Source organism: Acinetobacter yuyunsongii (assembly GCF_041021915.1).
GTDB lineage: Bacteria > Pseudomonadota > Gammaproteobacteria > Pseudomonadales > Moraxellaceae > Acinetobacter.
Genome location: NZ_CP157435.1, coordinates 127,591 through 148,886, shown reverse-complemented (window position 1 = coordinate 148,886; position 21,296 = coordinate 127,591). Strand labels below are relative to the sequence as shown.

The following is a 21,296-nucleotide window of genomic DNA, read 5'->3' as shown; positions in this document are numbered from 1 at the left end:
AATTAGGCAATACTATTAATGCTTTTCGCTTGCCATGCTCAAGTAAACGATGGTCAGCATCATAAAGATGAATGCTTGCAACGTAATTACAAGAATGTGGAAAATAGCCCAAGGCACAGATAACGCCCATTGAATCCAGAACGGTAATAACGCGATTAAGATGAAGATTAACTCACCCGCATACATGTTACCGAACAGTCGTAGAGCCAACGAAACTGGTCGAGCAAGAAAAGTTACTAATTCCAAAATCAAGTTCACTGGAATCAATAACGCTTTTGCAACTGGGTTACTTGGGTTAAATGGGTTAAGTGCCAATTCACCGACGAAACCGCCGATCCCTTTTTCACGAATACTATAGAACAAGATCAGTGCAAATACAGACAATGACATACCAAGGGTAATGTTAGGATCTGTAGATGGAACAACCTTGAAATAAACGTGGTGAGGGTCCATACCAAACACGCTTGCACCAATCTTTTGAGCTAGGAAAGGAATCCAGTCAACAGGAATCAAGTCCATTGCGTTCATGAGGAAAATCCACACGAAGATGGTCAATGATAAAGGAGCAATTAAACGTGATTTGCCGTGGAAAGTATCACGAACACTTGAGTCCACAAACTCGATAATCATTTCGATTGCAGATTGGAATTTAGTTGGAACGCCAGCATTTGCAGCTTTCGCAACTGTCCAAAATAACAAACAGAAAATAACACCAAGTCCGATAGACCAACCCATTGAATCCAAGTGAATTGCAGTGAACCCCATCGAATGAGCTTCTTCAGCAGTCTCAGCCAACTTCCATGTACCATCAGGCATTTTGCCATAGGTCATATTGGTCAAGTGATGCTTGATATACTCGGTCGAAGTAAGGGCATGTTCTTCAGCAGCCATAAATCACACCTGGTCAATGTCAATCATTAAAAAGAAGCGAAGCGAATTCTGCGAACTGCAATAATCTCACTCACACTTCCAAAAAATCTTAAATGTGTTTTAAACTCGTTTTTGTAGACGTGACACCCAAAATGGCGCGACCCACGACATCGTTTGAACGAGGATAAATCCACAAAACAACGCAACCGGTGACAGCGGTTTAACATTGCTCAAAATTAAAATAAAACCCACGATCACGATTGCAAACTTACCCAGCATCCCTCGATACATGTTCAGCATGACTTGTTTTGATGCTCTTGCGCCTGCCGTTCTAAACGACTGCCAAGCAAAATAACAATGTGCCAACCAACATACCAAAGCCCCAAGCGCAGCACTTAGAGCAGCAGTGGTGTCTTTCATCATCCATGCAAGCAAAGCTGCAACAGGAATCATACACGCTTGTAAGAAGACCAAAGCTTTTGCTAATCGTCGGTCAATCAAGCGACTAGTTTGGCTCATTTTTTATCCACTCACAACATAACTGCTTGACAAGTTTTATTGATGATCGTTTCGAATCGCAGGCATTATAGAGTTACACCCCTGAACATGCAATCTTTTCTCGACTTAAGTCTGTTTTTTTCGTTAGCATATTTTATGACGATAGAGTCAACTCATTTTTATTTTTTTCATCATTTTTGAGTACTTAATACGCATTTATCGGTTTTTGAAGCCAATTTTTTCCATGCAGCAACAAAATTATCTTGACCACGCATACTTTCATCAACTGGTTGGAACACGACTGGATTTAGCTTTTGATATTGACCACGACTTGCTGATGTTTCAGCCAACAAGCACATTTGTGTTTTAGGGCGACTATCTTTTAAGAATTTAATTTGAGCTACTGTGGGTGCAATATGAGGATCATCAGTCAATGCTCCAGCAAATTTCAAATTGAGTGCTCTTTCTAAATATTGATAGGCATCATGATAAGACCAATAAGGTTTTGCTTTATTGGAACTTTCATATTGCTGTGAAACCTGCAGCATTTGTTGCGAAAACTCTTTTGCATTCGCCATGTATTTGGCTTTATTTTCTGGATATTGTTGTGAACGTAAAGTTGCAATAAAGAAAGCAATTCGCACTGCATTGTTTGGCTCTAACCACACATGACTATCTACAGTGTTTGCCAATGCAGCACCGCGTAAACTACGCTGCGGTAAAATCGTCAAAATACCAGAATCTAAAAGTGCAATTGCTTTAGGGTTTTGATTAAGCAACTTATCTAAAGGTGCTTCATGTACTTTACCTAGCCACAATACCAGCGAAGCATCTTGAATCGCCTTACGATGAGCGGGTGTGAGTTGTACATCATGTCCTGTTTGATCGCCAAGTAACAGAACAGGCTCTTCTATGCCTGCTGTAACCTCTTTAGCAATTAAATAAATTGGATGTGTTGAAACAACTAAACTTTGAGTCCATCCCCATGTGCTTAACATTGAAAAGAAAACAAATACTATTAGGCGGGACATCACAACATTACTCAACTCAGAGAAGCGTGTTATAATATAACAAAAGTTAAAAAACACCTATGTCTTTTTTAGATTTGTCGCGCTCGCCTGTCGAGCTTCAACTTATATAGATGGTTAAATTGAATTGCATGTTATGATAATGGGTCTATTGCAATATCATAAAGGCGATGAGCGAATGAAAAGCAATAGATTCTACAAAAACAATGAGGTCTACCTATGAGTTCTTGTTCACATGAACATAACAATGCTTTACATGGTGTTCACGGTCATCACGATATTAAGGCTCGCATTGCTGAAGCAGAAATTTTGTGTACTGCAGTTGGCGCTCGCTTAACACCTTTACGTAAAGAAGTGCTTGAACTCATTCTAAATGCTTCTGCTCCAATGGGCGCTTATGACTTACTGGCTAAAATCAAAGGTCAAGCAGACCGCCCTGCTGCCCCACCTACAGTTTATAGAACTTTAGACTTCTTATTAGAAAAAGGTCTAATTCATCGACTGACCTCAATTAATGCCTATATTCCTTGTTGCCATCCACGTGAAGGGCATCAAGCTGCTTTTCTGATTTGCACTGAATGTCATTCAGTGAAAGAGGCTTCAGCACAAGGATTAATTCAACAGCTCGATCAACTTGCTGCTTCTGACCAATTTGCTGCCCAACACAGCATTATTGAAATTTCTGGAAAATGTCATCAGTGCAACACACGCCAATAAGCGCTCCACTTATTCAGTTGGAGAATATTTCTGTTCGACGCGACGAACGAGATATTTTAAGAAATATTGATTTTGCATTGCAGGCAAAAGAAATTGTGACACTAATTGGTCCCAATGGTGCTGGCAAATCAACATTAATTAAAATCTTGCTTGGCATTATGTCGCCAAATAAAGGAAAAGTTCACTTTTCCAAGAAATTAAAATTGGCCTACGTCCCACAAAAATTCAACCCCTCAGCCAGTCTTCCCTTACGTGTTCAAGACTTACTTGATTTAGAAATTTGTGCCGCTGATTTACGCGAAGAAATTATCCGAGATACGGGCATTCAAAAATTACAAGCCTCTAAAGTACAACAACTTTCAGGTGGCGAACGACAACGAGTTTTACTGGCACGTGCACTACTCCGCCAACCCGATATCCTGGTGCTTGATGAACCTATGCAAGGTTTGGATATTCAATCCGAAGCTGAGCTTTACGACTATGTGAGAAGCCTACCTGAACGCTACGGTTGTGCAGTATTGATGGTGTCACATGATTTACAATGGGTAATGCAAGGCACGCATCGCGTTGTTTGTCTGAACAAACACATTTGTTGTAGTGGTTTACCTGAAAGTATTCAGCAGCATCCTGAATACCAAGCGATTTTTGGTACGCAACGGATGTTCTATCAGCATCATCACAATCATTGTGGACATAGCGATCATGCGGAACCCTGTTCTCATGATCCACGCCCACACATTCACCCTGAACCGAAGGTCTAAGCGATGATGGAATGGTTACAACTGCTATTACCTGCTTGGATCATGGGGTCACTTTTGGTATTTCTGACAGCACCACTCGGCTGTCTGATGCTTTGGCGCAGAATGTCTTTTTTTGCTGATACCATGGCACATGGCACGCTATTAGGCGTCGCTATTGCAGCCTTACTACATCTACCCTTTTGGTTAGGGGTCGCCTTTCTGGCTGCTTTACTGGTTGGTATTTTATGGGTGCTGCATGACTCTCGCCTCCCTAATGATGCCTTACTCGCATTAAGTTCAGCGACATTACTGTGCTCTGGTTTGTTATTAATTCAGCATATTCCGAGTTTACGCCCCGAATTATTAAGCTACTTATTTGGCGATCTTCTTAGTATTGAATGGTCTGATTTACCCATGTTTGCGGTCGTGATTGTAGGTTCGCTTATCGTTTTGTATCGTTCATGGTCTGCACAAATTCAAATTGCAATTGATCCCGATATTGCAATGAGTGAAGGGGTGAGAGCCAATTGGCAACGCTTGATTTTCATGCTGTTATTGGCGCTATTTACAGTACTTGCGCTCCGTGCTGTTGGCTCACTCCTTATGGGTGCATTACTGGTGATTCCTGCACTAAGCGCACGCTTACTTGCACATTCACCTAAACAAATGGTGATTTGGGCATTCTTACTGGCTCAATTGGCTGTGACGGTTGGCTTATGGTCTAGTGCGGCGTTAAATATTGCCACAGGTCTCAGTATCGTTTTATGTATGGCGCTTTGCTTTGCCGTTATTTTTGCAGTACAAAAATTCTTACCGAATTTTAAAACCAATTAAATGTTTCCAACCTTAGCATCCAATACTTGAATGCAATGTCGACTATTATTTAACGATTATGAATATCGCAAAAATCGTCAAAAATAAGCTATTAAGCACTGCTCACATCGGGCAAAATCATATCTTTGTATCATTTAAAAATAACGAACCAAGGAGAGCTTCATGACTGCTCAATCCGTCATTCTTCCATTACCTTCTGATCATGCCCGTTTTATTGTTTTGCGTTTAAAAGATTTAAGTATTTCTGAACTCAAACAGCAGATTGAAGCTCTACTCTCAACCCGTGATCGTCTGATTACCCAACACCCTAACGATCAAATTAAAACAGCGATTGCCTTTGGTCCTGAGCTTTGGTCAAAGCTTTATTCTCAGACACCTGAAGACTTTAGACAGCTTGACCCGCAACATGGGGCTTTTGACATGCATGTGGTTCCCGCGGATGTATTTATACACATTGCGAGTGCTCGTGCTGATATCTGCTTTGCGATCAGTCAAGCTTTCTTCAATGGTATTCAAAGCAAAGTTGATGTTTTAGATGAGCGTGCATGCTTCCGTTTCTTTGATGGTCGCGATATGACAGGCTTTATTGATGGTACAGAAAATCCTCAATTCCCAGATGACCGTGCTGAAGCTGCCCTCCTTGCAGAAACAGCAGGGGCTTTTGCAGATGGCAGTTTTATTTTCGCACAGCGCTATATTCATAATTTAGCAAAATGGCAACAACTCAAAGTCGATGCTCAAGAACATGTTTTTGGACGTACCAAACTTGAATCTATTGAACTTGATGATGACATCAAACCCCAAAATTCGCATGTCGCACGTACCGTGGTAGAAGATGAGGATGGCGAAGAAATGGAAATCTTGCGTCACAGTTTGCCTTATGGTGATGGTAAAGGTGAACAAGGTCTATTTTTTGTTGCCTATACCAATAATTTGAGCATTATTGATGCCATGTTAAAACGAATGTTTGGTACTACAGGTGATGGTATTCATGACCGTTTATTACATTTCACTACTGCGATTGATGGGGCATATTATTTCGCACCAAGTGATGAATTACTCGAACAGGTTTTACAAGCTTAAAGAGAAAAATGCTATATCTATCGTCGATATAGCATCCCCACCACCACATTGAAAAATAAAAGTCTGAAAAGATTTATATGAATATGTTAATTCCACTTCAATCACTCTCCCCTTAAGCTGCTAAAATTTGCTATATTTGACGTTTTTCCGCGACATTTATTTCGGTAACTATGAATACGGCAATACAAGCAGCTCTTGATCATGCGGTACAATCCCTTCAACAACAAGGGGTACTTCCTTCAGATTGGACAAACACGAGCCATTTAACCCGTACCAAAGACCGAAGTCACGGAGACTTCGCCTCAAATATCGCCATGATTGGTTCCAAAGCGGCGGGAATGAAACCACGTGATTTAGCTGAAAAAATCTTAGCAGCACTACCTGAAGTCGCTGACATTACAAAAGCAGAAATCGCAGGGCCTGGTTTTATTAACTTCTTTCTAAACGCAGACCAACGCTTCGCTGTACTTGATCAAATTCAAGCACAAAAAGACCAATATGGACGCAGCCAAGCCAATGCAGCTAAAAAAATCCAAGTCGAATTTGTTTCTGCAAACCCAACATCTAGTCTGCATGTGGGACATGGTCGTGGTGCAGCTTACGGCATGACTGTTGCCAACCTTTTAGAAGCAACAGGTGCTCAAGTTGACCGTGAATACTATGTCAATGATGCAGGTCGCCAAATGGATATTTTGGCAACATCAACTTATTTACGTTATTTAGAATTGACTGGGCAAACGCTTGTTTTCCCTAAAAATGCCTATCAAGGCGACTATGTTAAAGAAATCGCACAGAGCATTATTGATCAAGATGGCGATGCACACGTTCGTCCAGTTGCTGACATTTACAACGATGTACCTGAAGATGTTCAATATGCTGAAGAACTCGATGCTGAAGGCAATAAAGTTATTTTGTCTGGTGATAAAGAAAAACACATTGATGGCTTAATCGCCAATTCACAACAACAGTTAGGTGCGGGCTATCGCGTATTTCACCAAGCAGCTTTACATGCCATTTTGGATGATATCAAAGATGACCTTGCTGACTTTGGGGTGACTTTTGATGAATGGTTTAGCGAAGCTTCGCTAACCGAAAAAATTGATGAAGCACTTGCGACGCTTGATCAACGTGGCTTTCTCTATGAAAAAGATGGCAATATTTGGTTTAAATCAACTGAATTTGGCGATGAGAAAGACCGTGTGGTCAAACGTCGTAATGGCCAAACCACTTATTTTGCATCTGACATTGCTTACCATTTGAATAAACTACAACGTGGTTATACTGATCTGATTGATATTTGGGGTTCAGATCACCACGGTTATATTTCACGTGTAAAAGCTGCAATTGATGCAATGGGTTACGACTCTAAGAAACTGACTGTTCTTTTAGTTCAGTTCGTGAGTTTATGGCGTGGTGGTGAGATGGTACAAATGTCATCTCGTTCAGGTCAATTCGTGACTTTACGTGATCTACGTAAAGAAGTCGGCAACGATGCGGCACGTTTCTACTACGTGATGCGTAAATCTGAACAACATATCGACTTTGATTTAGACCTTGCCGTTTCTCAAAGCAAAGACAATGCGGTGTACTACATTCAGTATGCCCATGCACGTGTAAATAGCATTTTGAACCGCGCGAAAGAGAAAGGCATTACATTTGATGTCGCATCTGCTCGCCAAGTTGCTAATCTCTTAGCATTAGAGACTGAAACAGAGATTCTCGCTAAATTAGCAGCTTATCCTGAAATTTTGATTCGTGCTGCGAATGTCTACGAACCACATCAAATTGGTAATTATCTAAAAGACTTAGCTGCGCTATTTCATGGATGGTATGCTCAAGATGGAGTTAAATTTGTTGATGAAACAAATATTCCTTTATCACAAGCGCGTTTATTACTTTCAATTAACGTACAACAAGTTTTACGTAATGGCTTAGAGTTACTGGGTGTATCTGCTCCTGAAGCGATGTAATCAATACACAGAGTTGCAATAAAAAGTTCGAATCTGAAATATTGTTGTTAACAACGCTATACAGATCTACTTTTAAACTTAGCCTATCATTGGTCGGCAATATCTTAAACAAAGCATTATTTTCAAACATAATGCTTTGTTTTTAACCAGATTCAAGTTACAAATAATCTAATAGGATCAAGAGGAATTTCAGGTGTTTGGAAAAACGCAACGTGGTGTATCTGAACGACCAAACAAACCCAAAAAACCACTCATTCCAAAATGGTTGGGAATGCTTGTCGCGATTCTTGCGATTCTATGTGTTGGTGTCATGCTCATGCTATGGCAACCATGGCAACCTGTTCCAGCAAAAAATCAGGTAACCTCCGATCATTATCAAGAAGAAGATACCAACAAAGATTATCGTTTCTACGATTTGTTGCCAAAACAACAAGTTACTCCAATCCCTGAACAGGCTGTCCCTGAAACTAAACAACAAGGTAATGTCGTGATTATTGAATCACCAAAACCTGAAACGACCACTGAAGATCCAATAACGATCACCTCGACTGAACCAACTGCATCAGTTCAAGCAAGCTATATTTTACAAGTACGTAGCTATCCTGATCCTGACAGTGCTGATGCACGTCGTGCAGAAATTATTCTGAATGGTTTATCTGCCGATGTTATAAAAACGGTTGAAAATGGCCAAACATGGTATCGTGTTTTCTCTGGTCCTTATAATAGCCAAGATGCAGCACTTGCTGCTCAACAAACCCTGCAACATAGCGGCATTGACTCCATCGTAATCAAGCGTTAATACATTGATAACATGAGAAAGGGGAAACGATCTGTTTCCCCTTTCTCATTCTATATCTGGCTTTAAGCACATTGAGAGTGCAGGCTTTTCTGCTCAGCTCGCTGAAACGCTGGACGCTGCTGAATACGCTGGACAAAAGCCTGAATGTTGGGATATTTCCCGTGTAGTCGATTTTGAATTGCAATCAGTGGAAATGCCATTTGAATATCTGCAAAAGAAAAAGCTCCAGCAAAATAATCATGCTCTCCCAAATACTGCTCCAGATATAGCATATGTTCTTTCATTCGAGGGCGAACAAAGCCAGCTTTCACGCCATCGGTAATTTTTTCAGCAACAGGTCGAATAATCCACGGAACATGCTTACTCACATTATTGATGACGAGAGTCATCACCAATAAAGGCATGAGAGAGCCTTCAGCGTAGTGCATCCAATACGAGTATTGCAGCTGATCTTTGAATTGCTGCGGTTTGAACTGTTGTTTAACATCATACTGCTGTTGCAGATAATCTAAAATAACAGCCGACTCCACAATGACATTCTCATCATCCACCAGAATTGGTGCTTTACCTAGCGGATGAATCTGTTTCAAACTTTCAGGAGCTGCGTAGCTAGGTAACCTCTGATAATACTCAACTTGGTAGTCCATACCAAGCTCTTCTAATGCCCACAAAATACGGAACGAACGTGAGCATTGTAGGTAATGTAAGGTAATCATTTTTGTGCCTGCTTTGTCTACGCAACTGCTGTATGAATCCCTCTCACAGTTACGTTTAGAATTATGATTTGCCCAAGCACAATAGCATTTTAGTCTCAAACAATCACGGTTTGTATGTCTAAACTGCGTAACAAAGTTTTCGTCACTGGTGTTTTACTACATACATTCAGCAACTTCTCTTGTAACGCTGGCGATGGAATCTGCTCAAATATAATACGACGTGTCATCTTTTCTTGCTGTTCACGGTTGGTATGAAAATCAACTTCAACACTGAAAATCACCCAAGTTTATTTGCTTATGCTGTGCATACATGCGTAAGGTAATCATGGTACATGATGCTAAACTTGCACTCAGAAAATCATAAGGTGCAGGTTCCGTATCATGGCCTCCAAAAGATTCGGGTTGATCGGTTAGAAATTGATGTGAGCCACTCGTGACTTCCCCTTTCCACGACGGTTCAGGTAAAGTTAGAACTTTTGCACTCGCTATTATACTCATTTCGATGCCCTCATTTGCTCAGGCAGTACAGGTGCTTCGAGACGCTTCCCTTGATAATCAGGAATTTCACCAAAACGGGCATCATGATTGATCCAATCTTCTCGTGCTTGCTGTAAATCTTGCATCGTACGCCCAACAAAATTCCACCACAGCAAAATTGGTGATTCAAACGGTTCACCCCCGATGAGTAACACACGATGACCTTCAGTCAGTTCAACTTCGATTTCAGTTAGCCCCGTTTCCAACACCACCATATTATCGGCATTGAGTTCATGCCCATTGACCTGAGCAATGCCTTCAAGTGCCATAAAAGCATATTCAAAGTTTGGATTGAGTGGAATACGGGTTTTAGTATTCGCTTGTGCGGTTAAGTCCACACCAACCAAAGGTGTATGTACTTGCACAGGAGAAACCATATCAAGAAAATCCCCTACTAAAATGGTAAATTCAACCTGATCCTTACTGACCACCGGTAGTTCTGGATAATGCTCAAACTTTGGCTCCATATTGCGCTTGTCATCAGGCAAAGCAATCCAAAGCTGTGCTGCATGCATCTTGGTTTCTGTATCTGGTGCAACTTCGGTATGAGAAATTCCTCGCCCCGCCGTCATTAAATTCACTTGCTTAGGACGAATCAGTTGTTTTGAACCAAGACTATCGGTGTGCATCATGGTGCCTTCAATCATCCATGTAAAAGTCTGCAAACCAATATGTGGATGCGGTCCTACATCCAAACCATCTCCAGCGGGAAAACTCACTGGCCCTGCATGATCCAGAAAACACCATGCCCCCACCAAACGCTTCTGACGACTCGGCAAGGCTCGCTTAATGATTGTGCCCTTACCAATTTCTGCCGAGCGAATCGTAAATTCTTGAATAAACTGATTGATATAAGTTTCACAATCTTTTGAATCAGAAATATCGTAATTGTTATTATTACTCATGATATTACTCTCTTTTACCTATGCTATTGCAATGAGTTGTTTTATTGATCTTAACAATATCAACAGTATTCAATATAGTCTTTTGGTAATACGCAGAGTGCTATGCATGAGACAATCTGTATTATTATTCAACAGCTTGATATATCAATGTGGTGGCATTTCCACAATAAAGCTTGTTAAGCGTCGAACAACAGGCAAAAACATAAGCACGACAGGATAGGCAATTAACCATGAAAACAGCCATGTTGACAGCCACTTCGTTGTAAATCCATCTATTAGCCCAACATTCATTAGTAAGTTCATCAATGATAATATTGCGCTCATCAGCCCTGATAATAATGGCACAATCCAAGCAGCATATTTTGCGGGTAATTTAGTAAAGAAATTCTTCTTTGTTTGTTGTATGCCATTTGTCCCCATACTCATTCAGCCTGTTTCTTTACATGTTGCTTTAGATTCTTCATAAATTGACCGAACTGCGGCAGGAATTCTTCGAATAGTGGATGATCTTTATTTTCCAGCATCACTTCGCTGAAAAGTTTTAAACCCACCGCAAAAGCTTTCGTGGTTTGATCATCAAAAAATTCAGCACTATTTAAACGTTCAACGATCTGAAAAATATCATCATGATTTCCAGTATAAAATTCTAAACGTTCGGTGTAAGTTGATGCTTGCCCTTTCGCATCTTTTAAATGTTGTACGGTGACATGGTATTGATGTTGTTTCATAAGTTTTCTCTAAATTCATATTGGATAAGGTGTTTATAAACGTCCAATCGCAATGGCGGCTTGATCAATCTTTTCAGTAATTTGATAAATTTGTTCTTGCTGTAGATCGGCGATATTGAGTTTTAATCGTAATGCTGTTTTTAGATTTTCCATTGCTCGATGGATCTCTATCAGTTGATCGTTGTTATGGATTTCACGTCTAATCCGTAGTTTTTCCAATAAGGCTGTCAACATTTCCTTCTGATCTTTCAGGTACGTTTCGCCATATTCAGTGACTTGGTATTGTTTACGCTCGGCATCGAGCAAAGAAATATAATTCATTTCTTCTAAACTGGTGAGAGTTGGGTAAATTGTCCCTGCGCTTGGTATATAGCCATCACCCACTAAATCACTAATTTCTTTCATAATTTCATAGCCATGTTTGGGGTTTTGCTGAATTAAATGCAGCACTAACAGTTTCATACGTCCTGATTCAAATAAGCGACCGCGACGACCTGAACGGTGATGCTCTCGATGATGTGTATCATGTTCATTTTCACGATGATCTGATTGATGTCTCATCTTTATTTTTCTCATATTGCACAATTTATGCATATTAAGATATATCTTAATATATCTTTTATCCAGTAAGATTTTGAATACTGGTTACCATTTATCTATATTTCGTAATTTTTTTAGCAAACGATTGATTAATTAGCTCTATTGATTATAATTGCAGCAAGGAAATAAAGAAATATCTCCCTAATTTACTTTAAAATCAAATGAGTATAATTTATTTTATGATAAATCATACTCATTAAAGGACTTATTAGTCATACTAATAAAGTCTTTTTTTACACCTTATTTTTATTAAAGGGCAACATTGTGAAAACTCTCATACAACGTCGTAACGATTTAGCTGTAAAGCTAGCTAAAATGACACCTGAAGAGTACTGCCAAAATGTCCGAAATGAAGCTGCCCACACTGCAACTATGAATTTATCAGAGGGTAATGTGCGCCTTCAATCAGGTAGGTTTCTTCTTGTAAAAACTTCAAGGTGTGCTCAACCCGCATAAATAGAGTTAATTGCTATCAAGGGCATATATATGCCCTTTTTTAACAGTCGTTTTAAGGAAAAAAATGAATCAGCTTGCAAAAATTCCAACATCCTTAAAATCAGCATTACTTGAAGTACCCCATAAAGAGCTGGAAGAAATTCTATTATCTTTGAGTGAAGCTTTTCAAAATGCTGATACTTGGTGTAAACGAGTTGAAGTTATTTGTGGAATGCTCCCAATCCCACCAGTTAATCAAATGCGTTATGCAGGCTACCACATCAGTAGATTTCTTAATAACTCAGAAATATTCTCGACAGATCAAAAATCCAATATCAATATTGATGATCTTCGTGCGGCATATAATCATTTACTTCGTGCATATTACGACTCTTTAGATTACATGACTCAGCAGCTTTTAGCTGAAATGAATATTTTCGAGCAAAACTTTTCTGAATTAAACTTAGTACCGACTGATCATTTTTCTGATTTTTACAATTGGAAACGTCAAATATCTCAAATAGAGCAATTTAAAGTCTTTGTTGATGATTCAGAAATCCAAACAACAGCTCGGATTAATGAATTTGCTTTAAATAGCAACGATAGAAAAGCCCACTACGCAAGAATTGTTGAAAAAATTAATGAATTGGAACATATCAAAAATCAATTTGAAGCAATTGGAGTTTGTATAACAACTCAGGCTGTAAACATCACAAAAGAGAAGAAGAGAGATGATATAATTAAGTATTCATTGATTGTTATGATTTTGGGTCTCATAGCAGCAATAGCCATTCCGTTATACTTAGACTATAAGAACTCACCTTTAACGTCTCAACTAGACACAACAAAGGTATCAAATTAAGATACCTTTGTGTACCGCTCGTCTCACTCCCACTCAATCGTTGCTGGTGGTTTAGATGACACGTCGTATACCACACGTGAAACATCTTTAATTTCATTCATGATACGCGTTGAGATTTTATCTACAAGATCATAAGGGAGATGTGCAAAACGAGCTGTCATAAAGTCAACTGTTTCAACCGCACGAAGCGCAATCACCCATGCATAACGGCGACCATCACCAACAACACCCACCGATTTTACAGGTTGGAATACCGCAAATGCTTGCGCAGTTTTATCATACCAACCGCTTGCACGAAGCTCTTGCATAAAGATGTCATCCGCAAGACGAAGAATATCCGCATATTCTTTTTTCACTTCACCCAAGATACGCACGCCTAAACCTGGACCTGGGAATGGATGACGATAAAGCATTTCATGTGGTAAACCTAACGTTGTACCTAAACGACGCACTTCATCTTTAAACAAATCGCGAATCGGCTCAACCAATTCAAAAGCTAAATCATCAGGTAAACCACCCACGTTATGGTGTGATTTAATCACATGTGCTTTACCATTTTTAGTTGCAGCAGATTCGATCACATCTGGGTAAATCGTACCTTGTGCAAGGAAATTTACGCCATCAAGTTTACGTGCTTCTTCAGCAAAAACTTCGATGAATTCACGCCCAATAATTTTACGTTTTTTCTCAGGATCAACTTCACCCGCTAACGCCGTTAAGAAACGCTGTTCAGCATCAGCACGAATCACACGGATACCCATGTTTTTCGCGAACATATCCATTACTTGCTCACCTTCGTTTAAACGAAGTAAGCCATTGTCTACAAATACGCAAGTCAACTGATCGCCAATCGCACGGTGTAAAAGTGCAGCAACAACAGAAGAATCAACACCACCAGAAAGACCTAACAGAACTTTTTGATCACCAATTTGCTCACGCAATTGTTCAACACGCAGGTCGATGATGTTTTCAGAATTCCAGAGATTACGACATCCACAAATCCCATGCACAAAGTTCGATAATAACTCTGCGCCTTTCGCCGTATGGGTCACTTCAGGGTGGAATTGAACGCCATAGAAACGACGTGCTTCATCACTTACCGCGGCAAATGGACAGCTTGGTGTGCTTGCAGTAACAGAGAAACCTTCAGGAATCACACTGACTTTATCGCCATGACTCATCCAAACATTAAGCTTGTCGTCACCATCATTGAGATCACCCAACAATTGATCGCGTACCAACACATCAACAGCGGCGTAACCAAATTCGTGAACTGTACCTGGTTCTACTTTACCACCAAGCTGTTCAGACATGGTTTGTAAGCCATAGCAAATACCCAATACTGGTACACCAAGTTCAAATACAACTTGTGGCGCACGTGGACTACCTTCTTCATGTACGCTCTCAGGACCACCTGACAAAATAATCCCGTTCGGATTAAACGCACGAATGTCTTCTTCAGACATATCGAAAGCATACATTTCAGAATAAACACCCGCTTCACGTACGCGACGTGCAATCAGCTGGCTATATTGAGAGCCGAAATCCAAAATAAGGATACGATCTTCAGTAATTTGAGTATTGGTCGTCATGGCTAAACATTAAAGGCAAATGAATTAAGCGCCATATTCTAACATTTTTCACGCTTTGGCGCACCGCAATTCATCATCTATCTTATTTTTTAGCATGTATGATCAATTGCGACTGATATTTAAACTAAAATTCCCCAAGCACGTGTTGGAAAAGAGAACTAAATCAACAATTCTTGCTGATTCCGATCAACAAAAAGCAAAAATTGGTGCTAAGATGATGAGTCGAAAATATGCATTACCACGGAAAGGTATGCAGTCGGCATCATCGTTTCCTTTTTGTGCGACTGCACTATCCTTGGAAAGAGGAAAATAAAAAGGTAACTAAAAGCCTAAAAGATATTGGCTCAGTCAATATTATAAAATATTTCACTATCATCTATGGCTTGCCCTATCATGAGCAACAATTAGGACTTGAAGGACCAATAAAATAATGTTTCAAGAAATGATTGCGGATTTTCAACAGAATTTCTGGTTATATATTTCGATCCCATTTATTAGTGGCTTTATTGGCTATGTAACGAAAGTTATTGCCATTCAAATGATGTTTGCACCACTTGAATTTAAGGGACTCAGGTTATTTGGTCTTCCAATCGGATGGCAAGGCATCGTCCCGCGAAAAGCTGAAAAAATGGCGACCATAGCCGTTGAGTTAATGACCTCAAAGTTAATTCAGCCCCAAGAAATTTTTGCCAGACTGGATCCGAAAAGGATTGCTCAAGAAATTGAAAAACCATTAATGGCTGCTGCCGAAGACATTACCCGTGAAGTTGCACAGCAATATCAACCGGGTTTATGGGAAGGTATGCCTGAGTTCGCACGAAAGAAATTAATTAAGCGAGTTCAAGCCAAAGCCCCTGAGATTGTTGAACATATCATGGGCGAAGTGCAAAAAGATGTGATCAAATACTTTGACATCAAACACATGGTGATTAGCAATCTCCTCAAAGATAAGCGTCTTCTCAACGAAATTTTCAAAAAAGTCGGTAAGCAAGAGTTTAAGTTCTTTAGTAATGTCGGCTTTGTCTTTGGTTTTGCGATCGGTGTTGTACAAATGTTGTGTTGGGTGGTCACTCAAGGAAAATATCCTTGGATGCTGCCAATGTTCGGTGGCTTTGTCGGCTTTTTCAGTGACTGGATGGCTTTACAAATGATGTTTAGACCATTGTACCCAAAGAAGATTTTGGGCTACACATGGCAAGGTTTGTTCATCAAGCGTCAAAATGAAGTCGCGGCAGACTATGCAGCGCTCATTTCTAAACAATTACTCACATCCCGTAATATGATGGAAGAGCTTTTCTCTGGAACAAATTCAGATAAAGTCATCGAACTTGTCAGTCGCCATGTCAAACAAGAAATTGACCTACAGGCAGGTATCGTTCGCCCATTGGTTGTTTATGCGATTGGTGGTGAAAAATATCAAAATCTGAAAGCAGAAGTTGCCGAACGCATTTTAAAACAACTCCCAGAGACGATGCGCTATGTAGAGTCTTATGCCGAAGATGCCATGGATGTTCGCACGACTTTAGTCGAACGAATGCAAAAATTAAGCCCTGAAGAATTTGAAGGTATGCTCCGCCCTGCATTTAAAGAAGATGAATGGTCATTGATCATTGTTGGCGCAGTACTAGGTTTCCTCGTTGGGGAAATGCAAATTCACTTTATGCTCTAAAGCAATACCATCAGAATCAAACAAGGAAGCTAAGGCTTCCTTTTTTATGCTTAATGCAAGTGTTTTTCTATTTTGATCACTTCAATGTCAGTGGGTTTATAGCGGTGGGTATCCACCTCTCCCACTAGCCGAACATGATCACCCACTTTCAAGCCTGCTTTACGCCAAATATCATCATCAACTTCAATGCCAATCGTGCCACTCTGATCTTTAAATTCGTAATGATCACTTCGCAAATGTTTCGTAATTTGGCCTGTTAAAGTAACACCCGTTTCATCAGCCAGTTGAGCAATCTGATTCACCATTACCACATTTTTTGCTGCTTCTTGCACAAGCACATGATCATCTTTACCTGCCCAAGTTGATGTTGATAAGCCAATTAAAATCGCTATTCCACAAGGCATCAAGATTTGTTTCATTGAATATCTCCTCCAGTTCTTCTCTTTATTATTATCTAAACAGAGATAAGCCTTTGCTTCAGCTTCTGTTTGTAATCAAGAATCAACTTTATCTGTATAAAAACCGATCCCCACTCATTGATGTGGGGATTGTTTTAAATGGCTCATTATTTCTCAATCACATGATCTAAGCTCAAACGACCTGCACCATGCAACATTAAATAAAATAAACCACCAGACATAGCTAAGTTTTTCATAAAGTTGATTTGTTGCATTTGATCATCTGCGCCATGGAAAATGAATGCGGTAATAATACTAAAGATACCTAAACCAAATGCAGCTAAACGGGCTTGAAAACCAAATAACAGCGCAAGTCCACCACCAAACTCAACCAAGATCGTTACTGGTAACAATGCGGCAGGCACACCCATCGATTCCATATAACCCGCTGTAGCGCCATAAGCACTGAGCTTGCCCCATCCTGCAATAATAAAAATATAGGCCATTAGGATACGAGCAACAAGCGTAACGATATTTTCTACACCTGACTGCGTTACCATATTTTTTACGATAACATTTGGATTAAACATAATTGATTCCACACTAGTTGTTTTTTAATACAGAAACAGTTTATGTGTGTTTTATTTTGCAATAAACGTTATATTAATTAATGCATCGTTCTATATTTGCAACAAAAATCATTATTCTAGATCAAAATTAATCATGTCGCTACTCAATGAATGTTACCAATTAAATTGGTTTTTATACTGACATTCTATAGTTGCACTGCTACGATTTAGCTCAAATTCATACTGTTAACAGCTTCATGGAACTTATTGATTTTATTCTGCACGTTGATGAACACCTTTTAGAATTTATTACCAATTATGGCGTATGGATTTATGCCATTTTATTTTTAATTATCTTCGTGGAAACGGGTCTCGTAGTGATGCCTTTTTTACCAGGAGATAGCTTATTATTTGCTGCGGGTGCACTAGCAGCATCAACTGGTGCGATGGATCCGTGGGTACTCGGTATTTTATTATTTATTGCCGCAGTATTAGGTGATACCGTAAATTACCATATTGGGCGTTATATCGGCCCACGTGTATTCGAAATGAATTTACGATTCATCAATCAACAACATTTACTCAAAACACAGCAGTTCTTCCAACGTCATGGCGGTAAAACCATTATTTTTGCCCGCTTTGTTCCATTTGCACGTACTTTTGCACCATTTGTGGCAGGTGCAGGCAGTATGAATTATAAATTTTTCCTCACCTATAACGTAATTGGTGCTTTTTGTTGGATCGCATCATTTATTACGTTAGGTTATATCTTTGGTAATATGCCAATCGTTAAAGATAACTTCACCCATTTAATTTTTGGCATTATTATCATCAGTATCTTGCCGGGCGTAATTGGTTTTGTTCGGCAAAAACTCAATGAGCGTAAAGCTCAATAAATTAAAATAATCGAAAAATCATAGGCAACATACAGATCAGTAATAACATTGCCGACCCTTTATATAAATGGTCGGCTGTAATTCCATTGAAACTCCCAACCAAAAGTGCTCGTCCGAAGTACATCCAAAAAATACTTACAGGGATTAAAATCACACTAAAAATCGCAAAAACCAGCACTGCATTTTCAATCGAATTCCATGTTTCAACAGGAAAAATACCTGCCGCTAAAAGCACTGTTTTTGGATTTTTTAAAGTAGCGCTAAACAATTTTGTCTTACGTATCTTCTGATGGCGTTGATCATATTTTTGCAAATGCGCACTTTTCCAAAGATGAAATGCCATCCAAAGTACCACTGCTAAACTCACCGTATGTAAAATCACATCTAAAGCTGGCCAAATCGGCTCAAAGAGATGAATAAATAATGCCCACAAACTTATGCCATATACATATCCCAACCATTCAATTGGAATGAAGATTATCGTCTTAAAAGCGCCTTGTTGATGAGTTGCACTGGCGAGCAATGCATTGGTTGGACCGGGTATTAATAACACCGCCAACATCGCCAAAACAAAAAACCAACTTTCAATCATAGACAGACCAGATGACAAAATATGCTCGTCACCTTAAACGAATTTGAAGCAAAAAAACAAATTTAGAGGAGAAAATTAGGCTATAAAAATTAAAGAAATGAATATAAATATTATTAAGATATTGTTTTATATATTTTTATCTTGAAATATTTTGCTAAAATTTAGTTATTTATCACTGTAGTAAATTACAGTGATAAATGAATTTCAACTTATGATTTTGAACGTGGCTTGACCACAATTGCACAACCTTTGAACTGTGCAGCTTGCACAATTGCATCCTGCTGTCCAAGCACATTGGCAAGCTCGGTATTCTTGGTGTTCATCGACTGGCCCATATTTAATGAGATTGTTGGCGAAATTCCCCAACCACCGCCTCTTGCCCAACCACCACCAAGTCCAATACCGACACCAACCCCAGTACGTTTAGGTGTCTGCACACCATTATCGATGTATTGTTGAATACGATTATATTCAGCTTGCAACTGTTGGCAGTTTAAAGCTTGGTACTGAGTTGGTGAAACATAAGACGGCTTAACTGTTGATGCGCAAGCACCTAATAACATACTGAGTGCTACCACAGGCATCCAATATAAGCGTTTCATAAGATTCTCTTATTTTTTTGATTCAATCTCACCAAATAAAGTGACGTAAGCTAAGGTCAACTTATGTTCTGATGCCAAGTGAATCAAGGGTAAATTCTTTTGATGTGATTCTTTCATCAACACGGATGGCGGTAACATGCTTTCTAAAACAGGCAAACCTTCATCTTTTAATTGCTGAACCACTTCACGCGGTAACTTTGCTTGAGACTGGAATTGATTTACGACGATTCCTTCAATCTCCAAGCGATCATTATGATCATCTTGGGTTTCGAGTACATTTTCAATCAAAGTTTGTAACGCGCGTTTCGAGAAGACATCACAATCGAAAGGAATCAATACTCGGTCTGCTGAAATTAATGCTGATAATGTAAAAAAGTTAAACGCTGGAGGAGTATCAATAAAAATACGGTCATAACGCGCACTTAGTGATTGGATTGAGTCACGTAACTTATAAATTTTGTGCTTACTTTCTAATGCATGCTCCAAAGCACCAAGACTTGGACTTGCAGGAATCACATCTAAGTTTTCAAAAGATGAGCGATGAACGTAACTTTCTAAACCCTTACCACGTGGTGCTTTCAAAATGGAACCAATTGCATTACCAATCAGGCCCTTTTGCTGCGTGCTTCCCAAAATATCTTCAAAGAAATTTTCAATGTTTGGCTCTAGTGCTGCTTTGTCAGCAGAATATGTTGCATCTTCACCTAAAAGGTACTGGCTTGAATTTGCTTGTGGGTCAAGATCAATCACCAAAGTTCTTAAACCTTGCTTAGCACTAATTGCAGCTAAGTTGACTGTAATACTTGATTTCCCTACACCACCTTTTTGGTTAAATACCACACGAGTTAACATGATTTCCCTCTACAAGATTTTTGTAAACTGCACGCAGTTTAACCTAGTGCAAAAACAATTACTAAAACAATGTCAAACAATTACGCAAAAACAGGTTTAATGATGACTAAGCCAATAATACCAACCAATGCCACTGTACCGACCAACAAACCTGCACGGCGCTGTTGTAACAACACGCTGTTATCTTTTTTATAAATTTTGATTAAAGATGACCAAAGTACAAAAAAGAGAATCACTTTGGCATAAAACCAAGGCGCAACCTCAAAGTTTTTCATCACCACTAAAATAGCACCTGTCACAATAATCAGCGTCAATGATAAATGTTGTAAGCCGACGAGTGCTTTAAATCCTTTTGGATTTGGCTGCTGATCCTGAACACCAACAAATAAAGTCGCTGCACGAAAAACAAAAGCAATAATCAGCAAACTCACAGCGGACATATGAATAATTTTGGTGAGTAAATGTGCGTCCATGATCAATCCCTAACTTTTAGGTGCGTGTGCACATTCAGGGCTGGCTGGCGCTTGACCTTGCCATTCACTAGGAACGTAAGCATGAATTGCTAAAGCATGAATTTTACCAGGACTCATTAGTTCAGCAGCCACAGCATAGATTTTTTGATGACGCTGTACTAAACGTAAACCCTGAAACTCCTCACTCACCACAATCACTTTAAAATGTGATTCTTTTCCTGGGAAATAGCCTCCATGTCCAGCCGACTCATTCAGTACTTCCAAATGGGTCGGTATTAATGTTTGCAAACGCTCAATCAACTGTTGCTCTAATTTCATCAGCCACTCTATA

Annotated in this window: 25 protein-coding genes and 1 pseudogene; 9 read left to right on the top strand and 17 right to left on the bottom strand. The window is 39.5% G+C overall.

From position 1 onward, the window contains the following. Positions 1-15: 15 nt before the first annotated feature. The 3 genes from atpB to ABLB98_RS00710 form a co-directional block, all read right to left on the bottom strand. Positions 16-891 carry a F0F1 ATP synthase subunit A gene (atpB, locus tag ABLB98_RS00720; RefSeq protein ID WP_004665210.1) on the bottom strand — a complete coding sequence of 292 codons (876 nt, stop codon included), beginning with the start codon at positions 889-891 and terminating at the stop codon, positions 16-18. A gap of 99 nt (positions 892-990) precedes the next feature. After that, entirely contained in the window at positions 991-1,389 is a 399-nt protein-coding gene (locus tag ABLB98_RS00715; protein ID WP_004665211.1) for an ATP synthase subunit I, read from the bottom strand. 170 nt (positions 1,390-1,559) lie between these two features. After that, a complete protein-coding gene (locus ABLB98_RS00710) occupies positions 1,560-2,399 on the bottom strand; it encodes a metal ABC transporter substrate-binding protein (protein ID WP_249571332.1) in 840 nt (279 codons plus the stop codon). Positions 2,400-2,615: 216 nt separating this feature from the next. On the opposite strand from ABLB98_RS00710, the gene ABLB98_RS00705 reads away from it, so the two are divergent. From ABLB98_RS00705 to ABLB98_RS00680, 6 genes are all read left to right on the top strand, one after another. After that, the gene (locus ABLB98_RS00705) at positions 2,616-3,113 is read left to right on the top strand and encodes a transcriptional repressor (RefSeq protein ID WP_087536716.1); all 498 of its coding nucleotides are present in this window, start codon (positions 2,616-2,618) and stop codon (positions 3,111-3,113) included. Next, complete coding sequence (gene znuC, locus ABLB98_RS00700) at positions 3,086-3,874, top strand: zinc ABC transporter ATP-binding protein ZnuC (protein ID WP_087544528.1); 789 nt, start codon at positions 3,086-3,088, stop codon at positions 3,872-3,874. Before ABLB98_RS00705 ends, znuC begins: the two co-directional genes overlap by 28 nt. Before the next feature lie 3 nt (positions 3,875-3,877). After that, a complete protein-coding gene (gene znuB / locus ABLB98_RS00695) occupies positions 3,878-4,687 on the top strand; it encodes a zinc ABC transporter permease subunit ZnuB (RefSeq protein WP_087536714.1) in 810 nt (269 codons plus the stop codon). Between the two features lie 162 nt (positions 4,688-4,849). Continuing rightward, on the top strand, positions 4,850-5,770 hold the full coding sequence (locus ABLB98_RS00690; RefSeq protein WP_348882758.1) for a Dyp-type peroxidase: 921 nt from the start codon (positions 4,850-4,852) through the stop codon (positions 5,768-5,770). 170 nt (positions 5,771-5,940) lie between these two features. After that, the gene (argS, locus tag ABLB98_RS00685) at positions 5,941-7,740 is read left to right on the top strand and encodes an arginine--tRNA ligase (protein ID WP_087536712.1); all 1,800 of its coding nucleotides are present in this window, start codon (positions 5,941-5,943) and stop codon (positions 7,738-7,740) included. A 193-nt stretch (positions 7,741-7,933) separates the two neighbouring features. Then, entirely contained in the window at positions 7,934-8,539 is a 606-nt protein-coding gene (locus ABLB98_RS00680; RefSeq protein WP_348882757.1) for an SPOR domain-containing protein, read from the top strand. Between the two features lie 62 nt (positions 8,540-8,601). Here ABLB98_RS00680 and ABLB98_RS00675 read toward each other — a convergent pair whose 3' ends face one another. From ABLB98_RS00675 to ABLB98_RS00650, 6 genes and pseudogenes are all read right to left on the bottom strand, one after another. Further along, positions 8,602-9,255: a glutathione S-transferase family protein gene (locus ABLB98_RS00675; protein ID WP_087544519.1), complete on the bottom strand. Its 654-nt coding sequence runs from the start codon at positions 9,253-9,255 to the stop codon at positions 8,602-8,604. A gap of 95 nt (positions 9,256-9,350) precedes the next feature. Beyond that, a pseudogene (locus ABLB98_RS00670) lies at positions 9,351-9,753 on the bottom strand (OsmC family protein). Then, positions 9,750-10,697, bottom strand: coding sequence for a pirin family protein (locus tag ABLB98_RS00665; protein WP_087536709.1), 948 nt, complete (start codon positions 10,695-10,697; stop codon positions 9,750-9,752). Before ABLB98_RS00665 ends, ABLB98_RS00670 begins: the two are co-directional and overlap by 4 nt. 144 nt (positions 10,698-10,841) lie before the next feature. Continuing rightward, entirely contained in the window at positions 10,842-11,117 is a 276-nt protein-coding gene (locus tag ABLB98_RS00660) for a DUF2798 domain-containing protein (protein WP_348882773.1), read from the bottom strand. A 2-nt stretch (positions 11,118-11,119) separates the two neighbouring features. Further along, on the bottom strand, positions 11,120-11,425 hold the full coding sequence (locus tag ABLB98_RS00655) for a DUF3861 domain-containing protein (protein WP_004665235.1): 306 nt from the start codon (positions 11,423-11,425) through the stop codon (positions 11,120-11,122). Between the two features lie 33 nt (positions 11,426-11,458). Next, the gene (locus ABLB98_RS00650) at positions 11,459-11,986 is read right to left on the bottom strand and encodes a PadR family transcriptional regulator (RefSeq protein ID WP_348882756.1); all 528 of its coding nucleotides are present in this window, start codon (positions 11,984-11,986) and stop codon (positions 11,459-11,461) included. Between the two features lie 559 nt (positions 11,987-12,545). Between ABLB98_RS00650 and ABLB98_RS00645 the strand changes: the two genes are divergently transcribed. Continuing rightward, entirely contained in the window at positions 12,546-13,322 is a 777-nt protein-coding gene (locus ABLB98_RS00645) for a hypothetical protein (RefSeq protein ID WP_348882755.1), read from the top strand. 23 nt (positions 13,323-13,345) lie between these two features. Here ABLB98_RS00645 and guaA read toward each other — a convergent pair whose 3' ends face one another. After that, complete coding sequence (gene guaA / locus ABLB98_RS00640; RefSeq protein ID WP_005155336.1) at positions 13,346-14,914, bottom strand: glutamine-hydrolyzing GMP synthase; 1,569 nt, start codon at positions 14,912-14,914, stop codon at positions 13,346-13,348. Between the two features lie 442 nt (positions 14,915-15,356). Between guaA and ABLB98_RS00635 the strand changes: the two genes are divergently transcribed. Beyond that, positions 15,357-16,583 carry a DUF445 family protein gene (locus tag ABLB98_RS00635; protein ID WP_249571581.1) on the top strand — a complete coding sequence of 409 codons (1,227 nt, stop codon included), beginning with the start codon at positions 15,357-15,359 and terminating at the stop codon, positions 16,581-16,583. Positions 16,584-16,633: 50 nt separating this feature from the next. On the opposite strand, the gene ABLB98_RS00630 is transcribed toward ABLB98_RS00635, so the two are convergent. Next, complete coding sequence (locus ABLB98_RS00630; RefSeq protein WP_348882754.1) at positions 16,634-17,002, bottom strand: NirD/YgiW/YdeI family stress tolerance protein; 369 nt, start codon at positions 17,000-17,002, stop codon at positions 16,634-16,636. A gap of 146 nt (positions 17,003-17,148) precedes the next feature. After that, positions 17,149-17,571, bottom strand: a complete 423-nt coding sequence (locus tag ABLB98_RS00625; RefSeq protein ID WP_348882753.1) for a DoxX family protein — start codon at positions 17,569-17,571, stop codon at positions 17,149-17,151. Positions 17,572-17,807: 236 nt separating this feature from the next. Between ABLB98_RS00625 and ABLB98_RS00620 the strand changes: the two genes are divergently transcribed. Then, entirely contained in the window at positions 17,808-18,446 is a 639-nt protein-coding gene (locus ABLB98_RS00620; protein ID WP_005155341.1) for a DedA family protein, read from the top strand. Position 18,447: 1 nt separating this feature from the next. Here the strand turns inward: ABLB98_RS00620 and ABLB98_RS00615 are convergent, their stop codons facing one another. The 5 genes from ABLB98_RS00615 to ABLB98_RS00595 form a co-directional block, all read right to left on the bottom strand. Continuing rightward, positions 18,448-19,038, bottom strand: a complete 591-nt coding sequence (locus ABLB98_RS00615; RefSeq protein WP_087536702.1) for a LysE family transporter — start codon at positions 19,036-19,038, stop codon at positions 18,448-18,450. 209 nt (positions 19,039-19,247) lie between these two features. Then, positions 19,248-19,640 (bottom strand): hypothetical protein, encoded by a 393-nt coding sequence (locus ABLB98_RS00610; RefSeq protein ID WP_005155349.1) that lies wholly within the window; start codon positions 19,638-19,640, stop codon positions 19,248-19,250. A gap of 9 nt (positions 19,641-19,649) precedes the next feature. Beyond that, positions 19,650-20,492, bottom strand: a complete 843-nt coding sequence (locus tag ABLB98_RS00605) for a ParA family protein (RefSeq protein WP_004665257.1) — start codon at positions 20,490-20,492, stop codon at positions 19,650-19,652. A gap of 80 nt (positions 20,493-20,572) precedes the next feature. Further along, the gene (locus ABLB98_RS00600) at positions 20,573-20,965 is read right to left on the bottom strand and encodes a SirB2 family protein (protein ID WP_005155351.1); all 393 of its coding nucleotides are present in this window, start codon (positions 20,963-20,965) and stop codon (positions 20,573-20,575) included. Positions 20,966-20,974: 9 nt separating this feature from the next. Further along, positions 20,975-21,283 carry a BolA family protein gene (locus ABLB98_RS00595; RefSeq protein WP_348882752.1) on the bottom strand — a complete coding sequence of 103 codons (309 nt, stop codon included), beginning with the start codon at positions 21,281-21,283 and terminating at the stop codon, positions 20,975-20,977. Positions 21,284-21,296: the final 13 nt, after the last annotated feature.

Coding starts and splice junctions, on each gene's coding strand:
- znuB (WP_087536714.1), top strand. CDS start 3,878: ATGATGGAATGGTTACAACTGCTATTACCTGCTTGGATCATGGGGTCA.
- argS (WP_087536712.1), top strand. CDS start 5,941: ATGAATACGGCAATACAAGCAGCTCTTGATCATGCGGTACAATCCCTT.
- ABLB98_RS00690 (WP_348882758.1), top strand. CDS start 4,850: ATGACTGCTCAATCCGTCATTCTTCCATTACCTTCTGATCATGCCCGT.
- ABLB98_RS00625 (WP_348882753.1), bottom strand. CDS start 17,571: ATGTTTAATCCAAATGTTATCGTAAAAAATATGGTAACGCAGTCAGGT.
- znuC (WP_087544528.1), top strand. CDS start 3,086: ATGTCATCAGTGCAACACACGCCAATAAGCGCTCCACTTATTCAGTTG.
- ABLB98_RS00675 (WP_087544519.1), bottom strand. CDS start 9,255: ATGATTACCTTACATTACCTACAATGCTCACGTTCGTTCCGTATTTTG.
- ABLB98_RS00710 (WP_249571332.1), bottom strand. CDS start 2,399: ATGTCCCGCCTAATAGTATTTGTTTTCTTTTCAATGTTAAGCACATGG.
- ABLB98_RS00615 (WP_087536702.1), bottom strand. CDS start 19,038: ATGATTGAAAGTTGGTTTTTTGTTTTGGCGATGTTGGCGGTGTTATTA.
- ABLB98_RS00635 (WP_249571581.1), top strand. CDS start 15,357: ATGATTGCGGATTTTCAACAGAATTTCTGGTTATATATTTCGATCCCA.
- ABLB98_RS00705 (WP_087536716.1), top strand. CDS start 2,616: ATGAGTTCTTGTTCACATGAACATAACAATGCTTTACATGGTGTTCAC.
- ABLB98_RS00665 (WP_087536709.1), bottom strand. CDS start 10,697: ATGAGTAATAATAACAATTACGATATTTCTGATTCAAAAGATTGTGAA.
- ABLB98_RS00715 (WP_004665211.1), bottom strand. CDS start 1,389: ATGAGCCAAACTAGTCGCTTGATTGACCGACGATTAGCAAAAGCTTTG.
- ABLB98_RS00620 (WP_005155341.1), top strand. CDS start 17,808: ATGGAACTTATTGATTTTATTCTGCACGTTGATGAACACCTTTTAGAA.
- ABLB98_RS00600 (WP_005155351.1), bottom strand. CDS start 20,965: ATGGACGCACATTTACTCACCAAAATTATTCATATGTCCGCTGTGAGT.
- ABLB98_RS00650 (WP_348882756.1), bottom strand. CDS start 11,986: ATGAGACATCAATCAGATCATCGTGAAAATGAACATGATACACATCAT.
- ABLB98_RS00655 (WP_004665235.1), bottom strand. CDS start 11,425: ATGAAACAACATCAATACCATGTCACCGTACAACATTTAAAAGATGCG.
- ABLB98_RS00595 (WP_348882752.1), bottom strand. CDS start 21,283: ATGAAATTAGAGCAACAGTTGATTGAGCGTTTGCAAACATTAATACCG.
- ABLB98_RS00645 (WP_348882755.1), top strand. CDS start 12,546: ATGAATCAGCTTGCAAAAATTCCAACATCCTTAAAATCAGCATTACTT.
- ABLB98_RS00605 (WP_004665257.1), bottom strand. CDS start 20,492: ATGTTAACTCGTGTGGTATTTAACCAAAAAGGTGGTGTAGGGAAATCA.
- ABLB98_RS00660 (WP_348882773.1), bottom strand. CDS start 11,117: ATGGGGACAAATGGCATACAACAAACAAAGAAGAATTTCTTTACTAAA.
- ABLB98_RS00630 (WP_348882754.1), bottom strand. CDS start 17,002: ATGAAACAAATCTTGATGCCTTGTGGAATAGCGATTTTAATTGGCTTA.
- atpB (WP_004665210.1), bottom strand. CDS start 891: ATGGCTGCTGAAGAACATGCCCTTACTTCGACCGAGTATATCAAGCAT.
- ABLB98_RS00610 (WP_005155349.1), bottom strand. CDS start 19,640: ATGAAACGCTTATATTGGATGCCTGTGGTAGCACTCAGTATGTTATTA.
- guaA (WP_005155336.1), bottom strand. CDS start 14,914: ATGACGACCAATACTCAAATTACTGAAGATCGTATCCTTATTTTGGAT.